General features: G+C 39.9%; 16 protein-coding genes and 1 tRNA gene. 7 read left to right on the top strand and 10 right to left on the bottom strand.

Going from position 1 to position 21,224, the window contains the following annotated elements:
* Nucleotides 1–30 precede the first annotated feature (30 nt).
* Both FFJ24_RS05575 and FFJ24_RS05565 read right to left on the bottom strand, forming a co-directional pair.
* Nucleotides 31–852 (bottom strand): nucleotidyl transferase AbiEii/AbiGii toxin family protein, encoded by an 822-nt coding sequence (locus FFJ24_RS05575; RefSeq protein WP_256377625.1) that lies wholly within the window; start codon nt 850–852, stop codon nt 31–33.
* Nucleotides 853–1,033: 181 nt separating this feature from the next.
* Nucleotides 1,034–1,648, bottom strand: a complete 615-nt coding sequence (locus tag FFJ24_RS05565) for a DUF6088 family protein (protein ID WP_138823326.1) — start codon at nt 1,646–1,648, stop codon at nt 1,034–1,036.
* A 459-nt stretch (nt 1,649–2,107) separates the two neighbouring features.
* Here FFJ24_RS05565 and FFJ24_RS05560 point away from each other — a divergent pair, with 459 nt between their 5' ends.
* Nucleotides 2,108–3,013, top strand: a complete 906-nt coding sequence (locus FFJ24_RS05560; RefSeq protein WP_138823324.1) for a hypothetical protein — start codon at nt 2,108–2,110, stop codon at nt 3,011–3,013.
* Nucleotides 3,014–3,047: 34 nt separating this feature from the next.
* Here the strand turns inward: FFJ24_RS05560 and FFJ24_RS05555 are convergent, their stop codons facing one another.
* Entirely contained in the window at nt 3,048–3,503 is a 456-nt protein-coding gene (locus FFJ24_RS05555) for a JAB domain-containing protein (RefSeq protein ID WP_138823322.1), read from the bottom strand.
* Between the two features lie 302 nt (nt 3,504–3,805).
* Between FFJ24_RS05555 and FFJ24_RS05550 the strand changes: the two genes are divergently transcribed.
* Together FFJ24_RS05550 and FFJ24_RS05545 are read left to right on the top strand one after the other, a co-directional pair.
* Complete coding sequence (locus FFJ24_RS05550) at nt 3,806–4,036, top strand: hypothetical protein (RefSeq protein ID WP_138823320.1); 231 nt, start codon at nt 3,806–3,808, stop codon at nt 4,034–4,036.
* The gene (locus tag FFJ24_RS05545) at nt 4,033–5,535 is read left to right on the top strand and encodes a recombinase family protein (RefSeq protein ID WP_138823318.1); all 1,503 of its coding nucleotides are present in this window, start codon (nt 4,033–4,035) and stop codon (nt 5,533–5,535) included. Before FFJ24_RS05550 ends, FFJ24_RS05545 begins: the two co-directional genes overlap by 4 nt.
* Nucleotides 5,536–5,555: 20 nt before the next feature.
* On the opposite strand, the gene FFJ24_RS05540 is transcribed toward FFJ24_RS05545, so the two are convergent.
* A tRNA-His gene (locus FFJ24_RS05540) sits at nt 5,556–5,629 on the bottom strand.
* 176 nt (nt 5,630–5,805) lie between these two features.
* Between FFJ24_RS05540 and rnhA the strand changes: the two genes are divergently transcribed.
* Nucleotides 5,806–6,279 carry a ribonuclease HI gene (rnhA, locus tag FFJ24_RS05535; RefSeq protein WP_138823316.1) on the top strand — a complete coding sequence of 158 codons (474 nt, stop codon included), beginning with the start codon at nt 5,806–5,808 and terminating at the stop codon, nt 6,277–6,279.
* Here rnhA and fbp read toward each other — a convergent pair.
* The 5 genes from fbp to FFJ24_RS05510 all read right to left on the bottom strand — a co-directional run bounded on the left by fbp (nt 6,276) and on the right by FFJ24_RS05510 (nt 11,041).
* Nucleotides 6,276–7,355, bottom strand: coding sequence for a class 1 fructose-bisphosphatase (gene fbp / locus FFJ24_RS05530; protein WP_138823314.1), 1,080 nt, complete (start codon nt 7,353–7,355; stop codon nt 6,276–6,278). The two genes, rnhA and fbp, sit on opposite strands and share 4 nt — an antisense overlap.
* A gap of 19 nt (nt 7,356–7,374) precedes the next feature.
* Complete coding sequence (locus FFJ24_RS05525) at nt 7,375–7,866, bottom strand: metallophosphoesterase (RefSeq protein ID WP_138823312.1); 492 nt, start codon at nt 7,864–7,866, stop codon at nt 7,375–7,377.
* Nucleotides 7,867–8,060: 194 nt separating this feature from the next.
* A complete protein-coding gene (locus tag FFJ24_RS05520; protein ID WP_138823310.1) occupies nt 8,061–9,872 on the bottom strand; it encodes a serine hydrolase in 1,812 nt (603 codons plus the stop codon).
* Nucleotides 9,873–9,957: 85 nt separating this feature from the next.
* Nucleotides 9,958–10,659 carry a tRNA1(Val) (adenine(37)-N6)-methyltransferase gene (locus FFJ24_RS05515; protein WP_138823308.1) on the bottom strand — a complete coding sequence of 234 codons (702 nt, stop codon included), beginning with the start codon at nt 10,657–10,659 and terminating at the stop codon, nt 9,958–9,960.
* A 1-nt stretch (nt 10,660) separates the two neighbouring features.
* Nucleotides 10,661–11,041, bottom strand: coding sequence for a VOC family protein (locus tag FFJ24_RS05510; RefSeq protein WP_138823306.1), 381 nt, complete (start codon nt 11,039–11,041; stop codon nt 10,661–10,663).
* A 220-nt stretch (nt 11,042–11,261) separates the two neighbouring features.
* Between FFJ24_RS05510 and purL the strand changes: the two genes are divergently transcribed.
* Complete coding sequence (gene purL / locus FFJ24_RS05505) at nt 11,262–14,960, top strand: phosphoribosylformylglycinamidine synthase (RefSeq protein WP_256377624.1); 3,699 nt, start codon at nt 11,262–11,264, stop codon at nt 14,958–14,960.
* A gap of 945 nt (nt 14,961–15,905) precedes the next feature.
* On the opposite strand, the gene FFJ24_RS05500 is transcribed toward purL, so the two are convergent.
* Nucleotides 15,906–16,754, bottom strand: a complete 849-nt coding sequence (locus tag FFJ24_RS05500; protein ID WP_168202391.1) for an energy transducer TonB — start codon at nt 16,752–16,754, stop codon at nt 15,906–15,908.
* 202 nt (nt 16,755–16,956) lie between these two features.
* Between FFJ24_RS05500 and FFJ24_RS05495 the strand changes: the two genes are divergently transcribed.
* Nucleotides 16,957–19,131: a glutamine synthetase III gene (locus FFJ24_RS05495; protein WP_121283457.1), complete on the top strand. Its 2,175-nt coding sequence runs from the start codon at nt 16,957–16,959 to the stop codon at nt 19,129–19,131.
* 753 nt (nt 19,132–19,884) lie between these two features.
* Nucleotides 19,885–21,066, top strand: a complete 1,182-nt coding sequence (locus FFJ24_RS05490; RefSeq protein ID WP_138824012.1) for an AIR synthase related protein — start codon at nt 19,885–19,887, stop codon at nt 21,064–21,066.
* Nucleotides 21,067–21,224: the final 158 nt, after the last annotated feature.

Genomic DNA, 21,224 nt, shown 5'->3' with positions numbered 1-21,224 from the left:
TACTTGTGCCAAATTTACTGGTATTATCGTTTATAGTTTTGCCTTTCTGAAACGCTCACACAAAATTTTTATTCTAGAAAAAAGTTTATCAGGCTCAAGCGATGCCCCATAGATCATGAACTCGCGCATAGACTTGTAATCAACCTCATATGCTACGATATGACTTTCGGGCGGATGAAAATCGATTACATTATGCGCTAGGCCATCATAATCAACCCCTTTGAGCGCACTATAGTGTTTTCGGTGATCAATAAGGCCGTAATAGAATTCGGGATCAGAAAGCGCTTCCTTCGCAAAAGGCGTATCCATCATTTTTTCCAGGTCATATAAATGACGGGACATCCGTTCGGTACGTATTTTATCCTTATGTGGCTTTGCAAACTCCTCATGAAGCAAAAAAGCCTTTTCCAGGAAGGTTTTGTGAGGCTTTACGGCAGTCACCACAAAGGGATCTTCCAGATATGCCTCATTTGGAAAATATTCATAAAGCAGGCTTTTTATCTTTACCGGCAAATGAGGCTCTAGCTTGGACCTTACACTCACCTCGATCTTGACCTCATCGGGAAGATAAGGGTTCGGGTCAAATAGAGACCTATACCTTAAAAAAAGTACTTGGGGATCTTTATCCGGCATTTCCGCTTTTACCTCCTGTGCTTCCAAGGTAAAACTACCCTCGGCAAGCCCCAAGCCAAGCAGTTCAATACGCAGCGCTTCCATCAGATCGTTTCCTGTGAACTCGCACCCGCCTTTTTTCAGTTTATGCAGATAGCCCCTGGAAGGACTTGTCACATATTTGATTCCAAAAGCTTCTGGATCTAAGGCTAGATCGATATCTTCTGAAAACCTGTCTATCAGCTTTCAGCATTTGGATAAGGAAGTCCCTCCTTTAAATATTAGATATCCAGCAAAAGGCGTCTGGAATAGCGCCTTGAGAGTAAGGGTTACCCACCAATCTTTTTCAATAGATTTAGCAATAATCCCACTTGAATTCGAAGCTTGGTTTAACGATGTTCTCCGTTGATCATCGGTCAGTTTAAGCCACTGGATCATCTGCAATAATAAGTTTAGTTATATATTCTGCAACTTGAACAGTCGCCTTTTTTAAATCCTGATTAAGAGTCTGTGCATTTTCCAGTTTCAACAGCTCTTTTAAGCGCCTTTCCATCGCCTCATCAATGTTATCAAGACCAAGCTCTTCCAGTGCCAAAATGATCAGGCTACTATAGGTCCCCTTCAATGACAGCTTTTTAGGTGTAGTGGCCTTGAACTTAATAATGTTCTTTCCAATTTTGATTTCCCTTGCTGTACCATCGGTTAAATATACCAGTTTGGTCGGTACCTGCATACTAAGGCCCAATTTATGAAGCGCATGAGCACCAGCAGGCTTTATCCTGACCTGATCTTTTTTAGCCAGGGAAATAGCTACCTGCTCTGCCGAAGGCAGTATCTCTCCAAAAATCGGATCTTTCTTGGGCAGTACATAAATGCCATGGCCCAACCTTCTGAGGATACCTTCCTGTGCAAGCCTGGATAATGTCTTTTTAACAGCATCATGGTTCCCCTTTCCCCTAAAATCGACAGGAAAAACCAACTCGCCCCTTTTGTAGCGTTTGATCGAGTTTTCTATATTGGAATGAATACTAGGCAATTCTTTCTTAAAGCAAATATAATACTAAAAATTATTTTGTCACCATTTTTTTGTATAAAAGTGACAACTGTAAAAATAAAACGTCACTTTTTACTCAAAAAAAAGTGACAATTACAAATAATAAAACAAACATAAATAATTAGTATACAGATATTTAATATTAAAAAATAAAATACTAATATTAAATTGTAATGGATTATAAACATAGATATGAAAACTATAAATAGATGGGTAATTTTTACTCTTGTATCTATCGATAAAAACACAGAAATTTGGATCATAATCATACCTTTTGTAACTTGGTATATATACCAAGTTACAAAAGGTAGCAATTAGCTCGTTTTCTTATATTCCGATAATAATAACAGTCTGAATCTGGGTCAAGAAGGTAAAACCGGCTGATTAAAAAAATGATACAATATAACTCTTAAAAATTATTGAAGCACCTGATTACCATCTATGGCGAATCGTTCAAGACTTTCAATGGCAGCAGGCCGTATCGAAAAGAAGTTGCAACAGCGGTCCCCCCTGGTATTTAGGGCAAATGAACTCTATACCATTTTTCACAAATTTAGAGAGACATGGAACTTACCAAAAAGTTTAGGAGCCGGCACATTCTTGGAAAAGCTGATAGAAACAGGAGTTATTGACAGCTGCTACCTTGATTTTGGCGCAGAAATCTTTGAGTTCTACTATATCGAAGGAATCTCAGTCTATCATCTGATAGGTTATGGCGTCACAAGATCCTATATGTCCCACCATTCCGCCCTTTATTTATGGAAACTCTCCGCTCAGGAAGATACCATCATTTTTGTCAACCAGGAACAATCTGCGAAGAAACCCGCATCCAAAAAAAGTGTGCTGATACAAGAGGCTATCGATAATGTCTTTGCCAATGCGCAGCGGGCAAGCAATTCTATAGCTTACCATGATCATCGCAATATTGTGCTAATCAAAGGCAAAGCGACCGGTATGCTCGGAGTAAAACTGTGGGGTAAAACGAAAAAAGACCGGGTATTGATAACCGATGTCGAACGTACACTTATAGACTGCGTTGTAAGGCCCAGCTACGCCAGTGGTGCCCACAATATTTTATACGCCTTTTTCATGGCTAGGCAAAAGAAAATGATTTCTGTAGAAAAAATGCTTGACTACCTGAAAACGCTGGATTATATTTACCCCTATCAACAGTCGATCGGGCTATACATGGAGCTTGCCGGTAACTATACCGAGGAAGAAATGGGCCTCTTTGATTTTGGCAGAAAAGAAATCAACTTTTATCTCGACTACGCGATTCAAGAAAAAAACTATCATCCACGATGGTGCGTATATTACCCATCTGAATTAGATAGATATACTGACTAGGGAAAAGCATTATCCTTTGCAGGTTACCTTAGTCCTACATCACTCCCTCATCCAAAAAACTGTAAAACCCGTACCTTGAAACAATCAGATGGTCATGCACACTTATCCCCAAGATATCCCCACCGGACTTCAGTTTCCTAGTTAAAGCCAGATCAGCATCACTCGGAGATAACTCGCCACTAGGATGGTTATGTGCCAATATAATTGCACTCGCACAGGCCTTCAGCGCCACTGCAAAAATCACCTTAGGATCTGCAGCCGTTCCCGAAAAACCACCCTGTGAAATATTCACTACACCCAATACCCTGCCCCTCCTGTTGAGCAAAATCACTTTAAACTCTTCCACAAGCTCCAACCTTCCATCATCCCAACGATCCATCAAAACCTCATAAGCTTCCCTGGAAGAAGTAACTTCTGGCAACTCTGCCAATTTAAACGCCGGACGGTAACTGATCTCAATCTCTGCTACTTTAAAACTTAAATTTTCCATAATTTTTCCGATTTAATTATGGCCCCCAGTAAGGTTCAGCTTCTGCCAAAGCAAAAGGAGGAACGGAATAAATGGGTAAGCGGGCAAAGGCTACAGGAGCGTTTATGCCGGAAATTCCTTTGCGTGCCAGAACTGAACCTTAACTTGGTTAAGAATTGAACAGGAACTCAAATGACATATTAAAAAGTTAAACCTTTCTTCGATTACCTACTGATAAAAAACGGGTACCTCTTTTCCCTAATTCCAATATTGGATATTTTCATAAAGAATTCAACCATAATTGCCTTTATATGCCTATCGATATGAAAAGAAAAATAAGGAAAAGACCAGGTAGCAAATTAAGGAAGAGCATTAACCACGTATCCATACCACTCGAACATCAATTCAACCCAACGCGCAGGGTAAGTACGGAACAGGCACAAAAAGTCTTATCGGACAGTGGTATAGATATAGAAAAAGAAGATGCAGCCAAAGTCTTGGAATTTATGTACCAATTGGCTAAATTGATTATCGACCAAAATTTTAAGAAATGAAAACTGCAGATTTATACATCAGGGTAAGTACAGATGAACAGGCAGATAAGGGTTATTCACAACGCGACCAGGCGGAGCGCCTGGAAAAATACTGTCAGGATAAGGGGATAATGGTCCGCAAAGTAATCTTTGAAGATCATTCGGCTAAGACCTTTGATCGCCCGGCCTGGACCAACCTATTACTCACGCTTCGCAAGCAGCGCGGGCAAACTGATCTAATACTTTTTACCAAATGGGACCGCTTCAGCCGTAATGCACCCGATGCCTACAACATGATCCGCACCCTAAAATCCCTGGGTGTAGAACCTCAGGCAATCGAGCAGCCGCTGGATATGGACGTACCGGAAAACAAAATGATGCTGGCCATTTACCTGACTGCACCAGAGATTGAAAACGACCGCAGGGGACTTAACACCTTTCATGGCCTAAGAAGAGCCCGTAAAGAAGGCCGGTGGATAGGCCTGGCGCCGACCGGTTATATCAACAGAACCGCTGAAAATGGCAAAAAATATATTGCCCTGCACGGCAACCAGGCTGACCTGATGGCCTGGGCCTTCAAAGAACTATCCAAAGGAAAATATTCCATTGAGCAGGTATTTAAAAAAGCAGTAGAAATGGGCCTAGTATGTAGCAAAAACAACTTTCTACGTCAGATCCGAAATACCATGTATTGCGGCATCATTCAAATACCGAGCTACAAAGATGAGCAGGCTTACACAGTTCGCGGGCTACATGAGCCTATCATCTCCCCCTCCCTTTTTTATCAGGTACAGGATGTCATCTCCGGCAAAAAAAACGATTTTAAAACCAAAATCCTTTCGGATGAAAACGTACCGCTAAAAGGATTTCTAACTTGTTCCAGGTGCACACGCACCTTATGTGGCAGTGCGTCCAAAGGCAGAAATGCATATTACTACTATTATCACTGTTCCTCCGCGTGTGGATGCAGATTAAAAGCAGAAATGGTGAATAAGGAATTCCTAAACTTTCTCAAAGATTATACACTGGATCAAAAAACCGCAGAACTCTTCAAACTTGTCATATTGGATGAATTTTCAAACGATTCGGAAAACAACAGGGAATATAAAGCCCGACTGGTAAAACAGCTCACCAAATCCAACAATAAACTCACCAGAGCACGGGAACTGCTTCTGCTAGGGGACTTAGAAAGCAGCGATTACAAAATCGTTAAAACAGAATGCGATGAAAACATCATCCGAACAGAGGCGAAGCTACAGGATTTTAGCAGGAAAAAATACAACAAGGCGCAACTCGAACTCATCTTAAATGATGCAATGGACACGATTTGCGATTTATACACGATTTACACCAAATCTGGCGTAGAAGACCAAAGAAGGCTGATTGGTTCGATGTTTAAGGAAAAATTCAATTTTGACAACGTACAACATCGAACCGCTGAAATGACGGAAACATTTAGTCGAATCTACCTGATTAAGAATCAAGTTAGGAGAAAAAAAGAAGGGGCAAAAAGTTGTTAAAAACTCTTTGCCCCATCAAGGGTGGCTGATGGGGCTCGAACCCACGACCCTCGGCACCACAAACCAATACTCTAACCAACTGAGCTACAGCCACCGTGTTTTTTGATGTCACAAAAGTACGACTTTTAACATTCCCTGCAAATATTTTTTTCAATGTTTTTACAACAAATTTTTAATTCCTTAACATTCAATTATTTGAAATTGAAAAAAAATTTCAGCAGCAGATAAAATAGGCAATTTTAAACCTAAAAACATAACTTTACTGCGTTTATGATCGAAATTTATACAGACGGAGCAGCTAGTGGAAACCCTGGGCCAGGTGGTTGGGGTACCATTTTAAGGGCAGGACAACACTACAAAGAATTGAGTGGTGGTTTTAGAATGACTACGAATAACCGCATGGAGTTATTGGCTGTAATAAAGGGATTAGAGGCATTAAAAAGTTTGAACCAACAGGTCACCGTTTATTCGGATTCGAAATATGTAGTAGATGCCGTTGAAAAAAAATGGGTTTTCGGCTGGGTGAAAAAAGGTTTTAAAGACAAGAAAAACAAAGACCTCTGGTTGAGGTTCCTTGAACTATATAAACTTCACAAAGTAAAATTCATCTGGATTAAAGGCCACAACGATCACCCGGAGAATGAGCGTTGCGACCGTTTAGCTGTTTTTGCTTCACAAGACAAGCAAAATCTGGCTATAGATACTTTTTTTGAAGCAGAAAGAAATAAAACAACTTTGCTTTAATCCAATCCACCGATAACATTTAAACCTTCCAGTTTAGCATCTACATTGTTTTCGATAGAGATCGATTTTGCCGTATATAGCAACATCATTTCTTCGGCTTTTTCGACCATTTTTTTTGATCCGATAAAAATCGGTACCCTTTGATGCAATTCAGTTGGGTTAATGTCGAGTATACGTTCAAAACCTGTACTGGCCTTACCTCCTGCCTGTTCAATAATAAAAGCCATTGGGTTACATTCGTACAACAACCTTAATTTTCCATTAGGCGAACGTGAGGTTGTGGGGTAAATATAAATTCCCCCTTTTATTAAATTCCGGTGAATATCGCCTACCATCGATCCGATGTAACGTGAAGTATATGGTCGTTTTGTTGCTTCATCCTCAACCTGGCAATATTTGATGTATTTTTTTACGCCATCGGGAAAATGCACATAATTCCCTTCATTTACAGAATATAAATAACCCATTTCGGGTATTTTCATTTGAGGGTGCGAAAGACAGAATTCACCGATTGATGGATCAAGTGTAAATCCATTTACCCCTTTTCCGGTCGTGTACACCAGCATGGTTGATGAGCCGTAAATAATGTAACCCGCAGCAACCTGTTGTGTACCTTTTTGCAATACATCTTCCAAACTGGCTCTCCCCTCAAGGGATTTCCTTCTGTAAATAGAAAAAATAGTACCAACTGCAACATTCACATCCGTGTTTGAAGAACCATCCAAAGGATCAATGCAAACAATATATTTGGCATTCTGCGAAACCGGCGATTCAATATGAATGATCTCATCTTCCTCTTCAGTTGCTACGATACAGCATTCACCACCACTGGTTAGTGCGGCAATAAACTGCTCATCAGCATAAACATCTAATTTTTTCTGTTCTTCTCCCTGAATATTCGTAGTGCCCATATCGCCAAGAATATCAACCAAACCTGCCTTATTAATTTCGCGGTTTACGATTTTTGCGGCAATGCCAATATCTCTTAGCAGCCTGGAGAGTTCACCTTTGGCATAAGGAAAATCTGCCTGTTTTTCTATAATAAATTGTCCTAGTGTTTTAACGCCACAAACCATACTTAGTGTAAATTTTACATTATCTACCTGATAACTCTATGACCTCTAAGGTATGAATATTTTCATCAGTAATGCAAAATCTAATCAGGGTTCTCACCTTGTGCCAACCATGTTTTCCGGCTGCACCGGGGTTTATATGCAAACATTTAATCTTTTTATCGAACATTACTTTCAAAATATGCGAATGCCCGGTAATGAATAATTTAGGAGGGTTAGTGTATATTTCTGGTTTTACAAAAGATGAATACCTACCCGGGTATCCGCCTATGTGGGTCAACCAAACATCAACCGCTTCGCAGCTAAATCGATTTTGTTCTGGAAAGGCTGATCTAATCGCTCCATCATCGATATTTCCGAACACCCCACGCAAAGGCTTAAAAGCAGCTAAAGGTGCTGCAACATTGGGACCAAAATCTCCCGCATGCCATATTTCATCCACCCCATCAAAGTGCTTAAAAACGGCATCGTCTAAAAAACCATGGGTATCAGAAATTAGTCCTATTTTTTTCATTTTGTAAAGTTAATATCCGCTGCGTTTTACACCTTTATTTACGGGTAAATTATTTTTGCCCCTTTTTAAAACAGCTATAAAAGAGATGCTTTTTAGCTTAAGCGGCAACAAATCCCAACGAATCATTCTTTTTTTTAATTATAGGATATTATCATAGACACAGCTCCAAATCAGGACTGATAATGGGTTGTCTTCTAATTTTGCCTTACCTGTTTAAATGTCCCGTTAGGTTGTATAAACGAAACGGACGAAGCTTTTGATACGCCCTCTTTCTTCTCGAATTTTAAACTAAAGCCTTTTAAATTTTTAAAATTAAAAGTATCGTTTCCTACTGATATGGTTTCATATTCTGGCTGACCGGGTACTGAAACAAACAAAATTTTGCCTTTTAAATATACCTTAGCCATCCCCTTTTCTCCGTAAGTACCCGTATAACTTTCTAAGTCCGCAGCACTCAACTCAACAGTTCTTGGTTTGTATGTAAAAATGGCAGGTTTCATTCCCCGCTCAAGCGGAATACTGATTCCTTCAATTTTGCCGTCCTGTCCGCTGATAAAATTAAAACGCAGATCACTTTCTGCCGTATCAATCTTCCCTTTTTTATCGATACCGCTGATGCTGAACACATCATAATGATAGTGCCTAAGCAAAAGTTTCTCTTTTCCCATCATAGCAAAAAGCGAATCGTTTTTAAACGATACATTGATCACACCATAAGCAGGGTTATCAAACAGGCCATCGTAATCTTTTAAAGGATGTGAAGGTTTGGTATTTAGAACATGGGGATTTTCAGCTGTTTTTTTTGCTGCCTTTTCTCTTTCTTTCGCCTCTTTTTTTGCTTTAATCGCTCTACCATTCCAGTCGATATTTTTCAGTTCCAATACCCTGTCGGCAATGCTGCTGTAAACAATTTTAGGAACATTAGAAGTATTCTGATTGGTTAAAACCACAATACCTATTTTATCCGTAGGAAAAAAGGACACACTTGCAGAAAAACCATTGATGTTGCCCCCATGCTCTACCATATAATGCCCACGGTACGAACTGATCATCCAGCCAAAGCCATAGGTAGACAGGTAAATATCCTTATCCGCTTCGGGTAAACCAGCCCCTATTACCATCTGAGAGCTTGCAGCCTCTCTTATATAAGAAGTGGGTAAAATCTCTTTTCCTTTAAAAGATCCCCCGTTGATCCACACTTTTAACCAGTGCGTCATATCGTTTACACTGCTATTGATGCTTCCGGCCGGCCCCATTCCATCAATATTAAAATAATCGATTTTTTCGATTGCGCCTTTATCGTTTATGGTATAAGGTAAAGAAGCATCATGATCCTTTTCAAATTCAAAAATATTGGTGTTTGAACGGTTCATCTCCAGTGGACCAAAAAACTTTTCTTTAATATTCTGCTCCCAGGTTTTTCCGGTCAGTTTCTCGACAATCATACCCTGCGCCAAAAACATAAAGTTATTGTACTGCCATTTCTCACGCACGGCAGCAGTTGGCTCCATGTAACGCACCCTCTGTATGATGCTATCGCGGTTGGAAGTATTAAAAATAAACCAGGATAAATCATAACGCGATAAACCGGTGCGGTGGCACATCATATCGCGCACGGTAATCTGGCTGTTCATATTATCATTATAAAACTTTAACTGCGGCAAATAAGAGGTGGCAATGCCATCATAAGAAAGCTTTCCTTCTTTTTGCTGCAAACCAATGAGTGCGGAGGTAAATGATTTAGTGCTGGAACCTATAGCAAAAAGTGTATTCGGCGTAACTGGTTTTTTGTTTTCGACATCGCGGTAACCAAAACCTTTACTATAAATGACCTGATCGCCTTTTACTACGGCTACCGCAAAACCAGCTACTTGCTGATCCTTCAAGATCCTGTTCAGCAAAGTATCAATCCCGGCTAAAGGATCGCCAGTTTTTTGTTTTTTGGATTGAGCAAGAGAAGATAGTGCCATGAAGCACAGCAAGAACACATTTAGAATACGTTTCATTTTAATTTAGGTGAGATTATGCCTCCTAAATTACAAATGATAATGAGATAAAAAGAATTATATCAGATGAGACATAAAATCGACTCTAATAAGCCAGGAAAAAGTCTTTCAATAAAAGCTTGTATTCTTGGGTATGTTCCTTTAAAGATTGATAAATATTAAAATCACTTTCTTTTAAAAGCGCTTCGCCTTTTTTCAAACAGATAATTTGCCTGAAAGTAGGTTTATTTTCATCAGAATGAATATTGATCCGTTCAGCAAGCGATAAATCATAGTGAGATGCGATCGCAATCGCTTCATTCGCCTGTTTAACCGGTAAAATAAGCCAGATCTGCCCATCATCAGCCAAAAGTGAGTTAGATTTTTCAACTAATAAACTAAAAAAATCTTCATTTGCATGCCGGGCGATGCCTTTTCTAAATTCCTCATTCTTTAAATCATTCACAAAAAAAGGCGGATTAGATACGATCAGGTCAAATTTTTCATTCGTATTATATTTTTCAATTGCAACATGGTTAATATTCAGGCGCTCACAGAAAACTGATAACCGGAAGTTTTTGCTCGCAGTTTCAGCAGCCAGTTGATCAATCTCCACTGCCTCTATAAATGCATCAGGAAAACGTTGCGCCAGCATTAAAGCAATTACGCCTGTTCCTGTGCCAATATCCAGGATTCTTTTTGGCGAAGGATGCGAAACTGTTGCACCAAGCAATACGCCATCGGTATTAATCTTCATGGCACAGCCTGTTTGATCGACATCGAACTGTTTAAACTTAAAAATGCTCATCTTAAATTTCGTACAATTCTAAAGGCAAACCATCCAGATCAGCAAAAAAAGTAAACCTTTTATCGGTAAATTCATCAACGCGGATCGGCTCCGTTACAATTCCCTGTTCATTTAATCTAGCAATTTCTTTCTCAATATCCGTTACCTCAAAAGCCAGATGACGCAAGCCTTGTGCTTCTGGCCGTGATGGCCTTGCAGGTGGGTTTTCGAACGAAAAAAGTTCGATCTGATACACACCATTTACCGCCAGATCGAGTTTATACGATTTCCTTTCCGCACGGTAAACCTCGGCCAAAACCGTAAAACCCAATTTATTTACATAAAAATCTTTCGATTTTTCGTAATCAGAACAGATAATGGCAATGTGGTGGATTCGAAGCATAAAAATTAATGATTGAATGGCAAAATGATTGAATGAGTGAATTAACCGGACAAAGTTGCAAAATATCCCCCTCAATTTATCAAATTATCTCCAGGCTTTCATCATTTCGCCTCCTGCCATTCATTCATTCAAAAATCCCTTCATTCCATCATTATATATTTTGACATTCAATCATTCAAAATTCTATCATTCAATCCTAGTATCGCACCTGTTTTTTCATATAAAAAAGCTATTTTTGCAACTTCAAAAAAAAAGCATGATTCATTTCTTCCTTAGTCAATCGCAGGCGATTTTTGTTTTACAAACAGACAAAGCGCTTTCTACCACTGATATTACTAAACTCGAATGGTTATTTGGCGGTGCCAAAATCTCGCAGGAAACAGCTCTAAAAGGCTTTTTCGTTGGCCCAAGAGCAGCAATGATTACTCCATGGAGTACTAATGCCGTGGAGATCACCCAGAACATGGACATGCAAGGCATCATCAGGATTGAAGAATTTAAGCAGGTTGACGAGAATTTTTCAGATTATGACCCGATGCTTTCTCAAAAATACGACAAACTTGATCAGGAGGTTTATACCATCAACATCAAACCTGAACCGATTTTAGAAATCACCGATATTGCCGCTTACAATAAAAAGGAAGGACTTTCTTTAAGTGATGAAGAAGTTGAGTACTTAAATACATTGGCAAAAAAATTAGAAAGACCTTTAACCGATTCTGAGGTATTTGGTTTCTCGCAGGTGAATTCAGAACATTGCCGTCACAAAATCTTTAACGGAAAATTCGTAATTGATGGTGTAGAGCAGCCTACTTCATTGTTCAAGCTCATCCGCAAAACTTCTGAAGAGAACCCGAACGATATTGTTTCAGCATATAAAGATAACGTTGCTTTTATTAAGGGTCCGAAAGTACAGCAGTTTGCACCTAAACGTGCCGATGAGCCTGACTATTATTCCACTAGCGATTTCGAATCTGTAATCTCTTTAAAAGCAGAAACACACAATTTCCCAACAACTGTTGAGCCTTTTAATGGTGCTGCAACCGGATCTGGTGGCGAAATCAGAGACCGTTTGGCTGGTGGACAGGGTTCTTTACCTTTAGCCGGAACTGCAGTTTACATGACCGCGCTTTCGCGTCTGGAGGATAACCGTCCGTGGGAACAAGGCGTTGAAGAAAGACAATGGTTATATCAAACGCCAATGGATATCCTGATCAAAGCTTCAAACGGCGCTACCGATTTTGGAAATAAATTTGGTCAGCCACTCATTACAGGTTCGGTTTTAACTTTCGAACATGAAGAAGATAACCGCACATTGGGTTTTGATAAAGTGATTATGCTTGCCGGCGGTATTGGTTATGGTAAAGCCAGCCAGGCACAAAAACTTAAACCACAGGAAGGCGATAATATCGTGATCTTAGGTGGCGAAAATTATAGAATCGGAATGGGTGGTGCAGCAGTTTCATCTGCTGATACGGGTCAGCATGGAAGCGGAATTGAATTAAACGCGATCCAACGGTCAAATCCTGAAATGCAAAAACGTGCGGCCAATGCCGTTCGTGGTATGGTAGAAAGCGATCACAATCCGATCATTTCTATTCACGATCACGGTGCAGGTGGTCACTTAAACTGTTTATCAGAACTGGTTGAAGAAACCGGAGGTTTAATCGACCTTGATAAATTACCAGTAGGCGACCCTACCCTTTCAGCAAAAGAAATTATTGGTAACGAATCGCAGGAAAGAATGGGATTGGTGATTGGCAACGAGCATATCGAAACCTTACAAAAAATTGCCGACCGCGAGCGTTCACCAATGTACACCGTAGGTAAAGTTACCGGCAATCACCGTTTCACCTTTAAATCGGCCACTACCGGTTTAAAACCGATGGATTTTGAGTTGGCCGACATGTTTGGCAGCTCGCCCAAAGTTGTAATGGAAGATACCACGGTAGATCGCAAATACAGTGAACTTAATTATAATGCTACCCAATTAAACACTTACTTAGAACAAGTACTTCAATTAGAAGCTGTTGCAGCTAAAGATTGGTTAACCAACAAGGTTGACAGGTGTGTGGGTGGCCGTGTAGCCAAACAACAATGTGCTGGTCCGTTACAATTACCCTTAAACAATTGCGGCGTAATGGCTTTAGATTTTCAGGGTAAAGAAGGTATTGCCACTTCAGTTGGTCACTCGCCTGTTTCGGCGCTGATTGATCCGGCTGCCGGTAGCCGCAATGCCATTGCCGAATCACTTTCGAATATTGTTTGGGCACCTTTAAAAGATGGTTTAAAAAGTGTTTCACTTTCTGCCAACTGGATGTGGGCCTGTAAAAACGAAGGTGAAGATGCCCGTTTATATGCTGCCGTTGAAGCTTGTTCTGATTTCGCAATTGGTTTAGGAATCAATATCCCAACCGGGAAAGATTCCCTATCAATGAAGCAGAAATATGCAAACGGTGATGTTATTGCTCCCGGAACGGTGATTATTTCAGCTGGTGCCAACTGCGATGATATTACCAAAGTAGTTGAGCCGGTGTTGCAAAAAGATGGCGGTGCCATTTACTACATCAACCTTTCTAACGATAGTTATAAACTGGGAGGTTCATCATTTGCGCAAATTTTAAATAAGGTAGGTACCGAAACTCCGGATGTTAAAGATGCAGATCAGTTTAAAAATGCATTTAACACCTTACAGGAATTAATTAAAGCAGGTCAAATCCAGGCCGGACATGATATTGGCAGCGGTGGTTTAATTACAACCCTGTTGGAAATGTGTTTTGCCGACCGTGATTTAGGTGCTCAGATAGACTTATCGGCTTTAGCAGAGCAGGATAACATTAAATTGCTCTTCGCTGAAAATATTGCCGTTGTTTTCCAGGCCGATGCTGCTGTTGAGGCAACTTTGACCAAAAACGGTGTTACTTTCCAAAAAATTGGTACTGTAAGCACTTCAGCTACCCTTGAGGTTAAAAATGCTGCCGATAGCTTCAGTTTTGATATCGACCACCTGCGTGATGTTTGGTTTAAAACTTCATACTTATTAGACAGCAGACAAACTGGTAATGGCTTAGCTAAAGAGCGTTACAACAATTATAAAAACCACGTTTTAAATTACAGTTTCCCGCTTACTTTCGATGGTAAAAAACCGGTAATAGACGAAACCAGGCCCAGACCAAAAGCAGCCATTATCCGTGAAAAAGGAAGTAACTCTGAGCGCGAATTGGCCAATGCCATGTACTTAGCTGGTTTTGATGTAAAAGATGTACACATGACCGATTTAATTACCGGAAGAGAAACATTAGAAGATATCCAGTTTATTGGCGCAGTAGGCGGTTTCTCTAACTCTGATGTTTTAGGATCTGCAAAAGGTTGGGCAGGTGCATTTTTATATAACGAGAAAGCGAGAATTGCTTTAGAAAAATTCTTTGCCCGTCCTGATACTTTATCCGTTGGGGTTTGCAACGGTTGCCAGTTATTTGTTGAGCTGGGCTTAATTAATAAAGACCACGCCGATAAACCTAAAATGTTGCATAACAAAAGTGGCAAACACGAAAGTATTTTTACGTCGTTAACTTTACAGGAAAACAATTCTGTCATGCTATCAAGCCTTGCCGGAAGCACTTTAGGTGTTTGGGTATCACATGGTGAAGGAAGATTCTCGTTACCATACGCAGAAGATCAATATAAAATTGTAGCCAAATACGCTTACGAAACTTATCCGGCCAGCCCAAATGGTTCCGATTACAACACGGCAATGTTGTGCGATGAAACCGGACGCCACCTGGTGATGATGCCGCACATTGAGCGTTCATTGTTCCAATGGCACTGGGCAAATTACCCGCAAGGCAGAAAAGACGAAGTTTCTCCTTGGATGGAAGCCTTTGTAAATGCCCGTAAGTGGATTGAGAACAAAGGGTAATACCTGGATGGAAGATGTAAAATGGATGATAGAATTAAAAACCATCATCCATTTTTTGTTAAATACACTCGTCATCTCGAGCGGAGTGCCTTATAGTGCCGTCATCTCGACTGAAGCGTAGCGAAATGGAGAGATCTATAATAGATTTCTTCATTTCGCTACAGATGAAACCTGTGAAACAAGTAAGCATACCATGTATAAATAATAACAGATGCTTAAACCGGCAAGCTTCATCCAATAGCTATCGTATCGAAATGACGTTTTTTTTTGTATTATTCTAAATGATTTATTTTATCATGAAATGAGCGTTCCGCCTTTCATAGCTGCTGTACACCTGCCATCGCTTATAGTCCTCGTTCCGCTGCACTTCACTGCGGGCTAACTGCTCTGTCTGGTTTATTGAACAAAAGCCTGTTCTTCGGCATAAGACTTTCTGCCCCCAGGTTAAACCTTTAATAGCACCACCAGCCTTGCCACCTAAACCCGACCGAAGTGGAAAACCCACAGCCCGAGGTACGAGGGTGAGGATTTGAAACAAAGGGCGGGACTACAATTACAAAAAGGCACTGTCCCTGCCTTCCAAAAAAAGCAACAATAAAACCACGAGAACAAAAAACCGGCCGGGCACCGCCCAAACCACCAACATCCACGATCCACGTCCTCACAGACTGTTTCTGAAAACTAAAATGAGTATATTTACTATGGAGAGAGATCTATAGTAGATTTAGCTTCGTTGAGCCTTCGGGTTCTCGACTGCGTTACCGATGTAAAATCGGTACAGGTAGCACTACGCTCGAAATGACGCAACTTATTTAAATCAGATTACATAAAAAACGGCCTGGGCACCGCGCCCAAACCGTTCAATTTACCTAACCCTACATCTCCCTAAAAACCAAGAGCGTTAATTAAAAATCCCACCATCATCCATTTCCAATCCTACATCTTCTAATTCGAAATCTGGAAATTGATTGCCATATTATACCTTACACGTACCGGAACACCTTTATTTTTTCCAGGTTTCCAAAGCGGCGATTTTTTGATCACTTTAATTGCTTCCTCATCACAGCCAAAACCGATTCCTTTAATTACCGACACATCAGTAATAGAACCATCTTTTTCTACCACAAAACTCACAAATACTTTTCCGGCTGCGCCTTCTTCCTGAGCCCTTGATGGATACCTTAAATTGCGTTCCATATATTTAGACCATGCCTTGGCACCACCGGTAAATTCAGGATATTCGTCTACACCACCCGCAATATATATTTCCTTATCGTCACCTGTCCCTGTCCCATCTTTAGCTGTTCCCGTGCCATCGCCACTTCCTTTATTATCAGAAGCCGTAGCATTAGGAGCCACAACACCATCCTGAGTCTTGATGCCTATCACCGCTAATTTTATATCATCAACTGTTGGGGGAGGTGGAAGTTCTATTTTATTAACTACCACAATTTGAGACGGAAGCGCTACCGTTTTAACCTTTACAGGCTCAGCCTTTTTGGGCTCAAGTTTTTCCTCCGGTTTAGGCAGATCCGGTTTCATCTGGTGAATCACATCCGTTAAATCTATAATTTTTGCCGTTTCTACAACCGCATCTTCTTTAGGAACCAATTTTGCATAAATTAAAGGAGAGAAACAGGCGAGTACAAATAAACTACCTGATACAAAAAGCGCCCTGGTCATAATCTTCGAAGATTTAGACCTTAAATCGTAAGCACCATAGTTTTTGTTGCGGTTTGCAAATACAAGATCGAGCCACTCGGTTTTGTATACGTTAATAGAAGAGTTGAACATAGCTTTAATTTTTATACCATGATGCAACAAAATCATCAATTCCACAAAACATTCGAAAAATCTCTTTTCTTTACAAAAAATGAAATTTCTCACCCGAAAAACATTTTTTTATTTCATTTTCAATAAAATTGATATAATTTTCACGATTATTTAACAGGAATTAATAAAATATACTATTTTTGACAAAAAACATAACAAATTAATGAAAAGCTTAAGAACCATCGCATTAAAAGAGGCTCAAAACAGAATTTCACCAGAAGTTAAAGCCCCAGCGGCAAAAATTTCTGACTTTTTTGGCGCTAATGTATTTGATAAGAAAAAAATGAGAGATTTCTTATCTAAGGACGTATATGAAAAATTAATATCATCTATCAACCAGGGTGAGTTAATTAATTCAGACGATGCCAACCAAATTGCAACCGCTATGAAAGCGTGGGCAATGAGTGCTGGCGCAACGCATTATACGCACTGGTTCCAGCCGTTAACAGGTACAACTGCTGAAAAACATGATTCATTTTTTGAGCCAAGTGGCGATGGAGCTATTGAGAAATTTGCAGGAAGCGCTTTAGTTCAACAAGAGCCGGATGCTTCTAGTTTCCCTAACGGTGGTATCCGTAATACTTTCGAAGCCCGTGGTTATACTGCATGGGATCCATCATCTCCAGCATTCATTATGGAAAGTAAAGCAGGTAAAACCCTTTGTATCCCTACTGTTTTCGTATCTTACACAGGGGAAGCGTTAGATTATAAAGCACCTTTATTAAAAGCATTAGCGGCATTAGATAAAGCTGCTGTTGATGTTTGCCAGTATTTCGATAAAAGCATCACTAAAGTAAATGCATCGTTAGGTATTGAGCAAGAATATTTCCTGGTTGATGAGTCGTTATTCAACGCCCGTCCGGATTTATTGTTAACTGGCCGCGCTTTATTCGGACACATGTCTGCTAAAGGTCAGCAGTTAGAAGATCACTATTTCGGTTCTATCCCTGAGCGTGTATTCAGCTACATGGTAGATTTCGAAAACGAAGCTTTAAAATTAGGCATTCCTTTAAAAACCCGTCACAATGAGGTTGCACCATCTCAATTTGAGTGTGCGCCAATTTACGAAGAAATCAACTTAGCAATCGATCACAATCAATTGTTGATGGATTTGATGGAAAAAGTTGCCCGTCGTCACCACTTCCGTGTTTTATTACACGAAAAACCTTATGCAGGTATCAACGGATCAGGTAAACACAACAACTGGTCGTTAATTACCGATACCGGCAAAAACTTATTGGCTCCAGGTAAAACGCCAAAAAACAACTTAATGTTCCTTGCTTTCTTTGTAAATACTATTAAAGCAGTTAGCGAGCATGCCGATTTATTACGTGCAAGTATTGCATCAGTAAGCAACGATCACCGTTTAGGTGCTAACGAAGCGCCACCTGCAATTATCTCTATCTTCTTAGGTTCACAATTGAACGATGTATTAGACGAGATTGAGCACTCACGTATCAGCAAAAAAATCAAAGAAGATAACGCACTTTGGTTAGGTATCCCTAAAATCCCTCAGATTTTATTAGATAATACCGACCGTAACCGTACCTCTCCTTTCGCATTTACAGGTAACAAATTTGAGCTTAGAGCTGTTGGATCTTCAGCAAACTCTTCTGCTCCGATGACGATCTTAAACGCAATTATGGCCGAGCAATTGGTTAAATTTAAAGTTGAAGTGGATAAACTGATCAAAAAAGGTGATAAAAAAGACATCGCTTTATTAACCGTGATCAAAAAATACATCAAAGAATCTAAAAACATCCGTTTCGAAGGAAATGGTTACAGCCAGGAGTGGGAAGATGAAGCTGCAGCACGCGGTTTATCAAACATCAAAACTACACCAAAAGCTTTAGATGCTTATTTAACGGAGAAATCTGCTGAATTATTTGCTACAACAGGTATTTACAGTGCACGTGAGATTCATGCCCGTCATGAAATCATGTTAGAAAACTTCTACAAAAAATTACAAATCGAAGCACGTGTAATGGGAGAAGTAGCGAACACCGCTATTATTCCTGCTGCAATTGCTTACCAAAACTCTCTAATTGCAAATGTACAAGGATTAAAAGCAATCGGTGTAGACAGCAAAGTTTCTATTGATATCGTTAAAAAATTAACTGAGCATCTAGAAATCGTGAAAACCAATATCGATGCGATGTTAGAAGAACGTAAAGTAACCAACAAAATCGAAGATACCCGCGAAAAAGCGATTGCCTACGATGAGAAAGTTAAATCTTACTTCGATATCATCCGCTATCACGCTGACAAATTAGAACAAATTGTTGACGATAGCGTTTGGCCTTTACCAAAATTCAGAGAATTATTATTCATGAAATAAGAAAGGCGTAAGCTAAAAGGTTTAAGGCGTAGGGTTATACTCTACGCCTTTTTTGTTTTCATAAATCCGTCATTGCGAAGAGGAACGATGAAGCAATCTTACAAAGTCACTACTAAATAAGTCAATCAGCTTATATGCCCTTAAATTCCTTATATGGTAAAAGGAAATAGTAAAAATCAATAACCCATCATATCCAGCCAGTGGTCAAACAATTTTAGCTAAATGCTCAGTTGGTGTTTTTTTTGGGAAAGCAATACCAGTGCTCATCGGTTAATCCAGCACTGCTTTCCTTCCTGCTGTAAAGTTTCCTTCACTTTTTAATTCATCGTTTACAGCATCGATGCAATCAGGTTTATTTCAGATAAGCCTGTGCACAATGTTATAAGTTAAGGGATAAATCTCAAGAAGTCTTCGACTACACTCAGACTGACAACCGCGGCGCTTAACTTAATGACGTTGGACCCGTAGAAGAAAAAAAAATCCGCCACAAAGAACCTATCTCTTGTACTTAAGCCCGATTGTACGGATGCCGTTTTAATCGACAGTTTTTTAATCCCCGAAATTTAAAACGGCAGGAGGAAAAGCGGGGCTGCAGGCTCCTATGAAAAACGACCTTTCACTTCCAAAAAAATGAGCAAAACACTTTTTTAGGCACCTTGAAAATAAAGCAATCATCCTACTTCAGACTATTCACTTTACATTTTAGCTTCTATGTTTTTACCTTCCACCTTAAAAAACTATCTTTGCGGCAACATGAGTGATAACAGGTACAATCAACGCGGCGTTTCTGCCTCAAAAGAAGATGTGCACAATGCCATCAAAAACATCGACAAAGGAATTTTCCCTAAAGCATTCTGCAAAATTATCCCGGATATTTTAGGTGGAGATGAGGAATATTGCAACATTATGCACGCCGATGGTGCCGGCACCAAATCTTCTTTAGCTTATGTTTACTGGAAAGAAACCGGCGATATTTCGGTATGGAAAGGTATTGCGCAAGATGCCATTATCATGAATATCGACGATTTAATCTGCGTGGGTGCTACCGATAACATTTTATTATCCTCAACCATTGGACGAAATAAAAATCTCATTCCAGGCGAAGTAATTGCTGCCGTAATTAACGGAACTGAAGAAATTTTAGCCGATTTACGCGAGCAGGGCATCTCTATCTACTCAACAGGTGGCGAAACTGCAGATGTTGGCGATTTGGTAAGAACCATTATCGTCGATTCTACGGTAACTTGTCGCTTAAAGCGCGAAGACATCATCAGCAACGATAATATTAAACCTGGCGACGTAATTGTGGCATTAGCCTCATATGGACAAGCGACCTACGAAACCGAATATAATGGTGGAATGGGATCGAACGGATTAACCTCTGCCCGTCACGATGTTTTTGAAAAATCAATAGCCAATAATTACCCTGAAAGTTTTGATCCGGCCGTTCCTTTTGACCTGGTTTTCTCCGGGCAAAAACAACTGGCTGAAGAAATAGAAATCGAAGGTTTCGGCAAAACCACTATTGGTAAATTAGTGTTATCACCTACCCGTACTTATGCACCTGTAATTAAAAAGATTTTAGAAAGCTACCGCGGCCAGATTAATGGTATTGTACACTGTAGTGGTGGTGCGCAAACCAAAGTATTACATTTCATTAATGATGATATCCATGTCATCAAGAATAACTTATTCCCTATCCCACCGCTATTTAAATTGATCCAGGAACAATCGGGCACGGATTGGAAGGAAATGTACAAGGTATTTAATATGGGTCACCGTATGGAGCTGTATGTCCCTCAGGAGATTGCAGATCACATTATCGAAATTTCTGAAAGCTTTAACATCGATGCGCAGATCATCGGTCGCGTAGAAAAAGGCGATCAGAAACAGGTAACCATCGAAAGCGAAAAAGGAACTTTCGTTTATAATTAAGAAATAAAATCACAATGTAAAAAGGCTGCTGAAATTAAGTTTTCAGCAGCCTTTTTTATTTACACGAATCGCCATTCATTAAATAAAACTTTTGGTATTATTAAAAGCCCAAATTGTATGATCGGAGCTTTTATTAGAAATTAAGTTTAATTAAAAAT

It is taken from the genome of Pedobacter sp. KBS0701 (assembly GCF_005938645.2).
Lineage (GTDB): Bacteria > Bacteroidota > Bacteroidia > Sphingobacteriales > Sphingobacteriaceae > Pedobacter.
Note: the sequence above shows the minus strand (reverse complement) of the source record. Positions and strands in the feature narration are given on the sequence as shown.

What these genes read in the sequence shown, in the direction of transcription:
- FFJ24_RS05515 (WP_138823308.1), bottom strand. Translation starts at nt 10,659, where the DNA reads ATGAGCATTTTTAAGTTTAAACAGTTCGATGTCGATCAAACAGGCTGT.
- fbp (WP_138823314.1), bottom strand. Translation starts at nt 7,355, where the DNA reads ATGGTTTGTGGCGTTAAAACACTAGGACAATTTATTATAGAAAAACAG.
- FFJ24_RS05495 (WP_121283457.1), top strand. Translation starts at nt 16,957, where the DNA reads ATGAAAAGCTTAAGAACCATCGCATTAAAAGAGGCTCAAAACAGAATT.
- FFJ24_RS05525 (WP_138823312.1), bottom strand. Translation starts at nt 7,866, where the DNA reads ATGAAAAAAATAGGACTAATTTCTGATACCCATGGTTTTTTAGACGAT.
- FFJ24_RS05545 (WP_138823318.1), top strand. Translation starts at nt 4,033, where the DNA reads ATGAAAACTGCAGATTTATACATCAGGGTAAGTACAGATGAACAGGCA.
- FFJ24_RS05555 (WP_138823322.1), bottom strand. Translation starts at nt 3,503, where the DNA reads ATGGAAAATTTAAGTTTTAAAGTAGCAGAGATTGAGATCAGTTACCGT.
- FFJ24_RS05560 (WP_138823324.1), top strand. Translation starts at nt 2,108, where the DNA reads ATGGCGAATCGTTCAAGACTTTCAATGGCAGCAGGCCGTATCGAAAAG.
- rnhA (WP_138823316.1), top strand. Translation starts at nt 5,806, where the DNA reads ATGATCGAAATTTATACAGACGGAGCAGCTAGTGGAAACCCTGGGCCA.
- FFJ24_RS05520 (WP_138823310.1), bottom strand. Translation starts at nt 9,872, where the DNA reads ATGAAACGTATTCTAAATGTGTTCTTGCTGTGCTTCATGGCACTATCT.
- FFJ24_RS05500 (WP_168202391.1), bottom strand. Translation starts at nt 16,754, where the DNA reads ATGTTCAACTCTTCTATTAACGTATACAAAACCGAGTGGCTCGATCTT.
- FFJ24_RS05550 (WP_138823320.1), top strand. Translation starts at nt 3,806, where the DNA reads ATGAAAAGAAAAATAAGGAAAAGACCAGGTAGCAAATTAAGGAAGAGC.
- FFJ24_RS05510 (WP_138823306.1), bottom strand. Translation starts at nt 11,041, where the DNA reads ATGCTTCGAATCCACCACATTGCCATTATCTGTTCTGATTACGAAAAA.
- FFJ24_RS05490 (WP_138824012.1), top strand. Translation starts at nt 19,885, where the DNA reads ATGAGTGATAACAGGTACAATCAACGCGGCGTTTCTGCCTCAAAAGAA.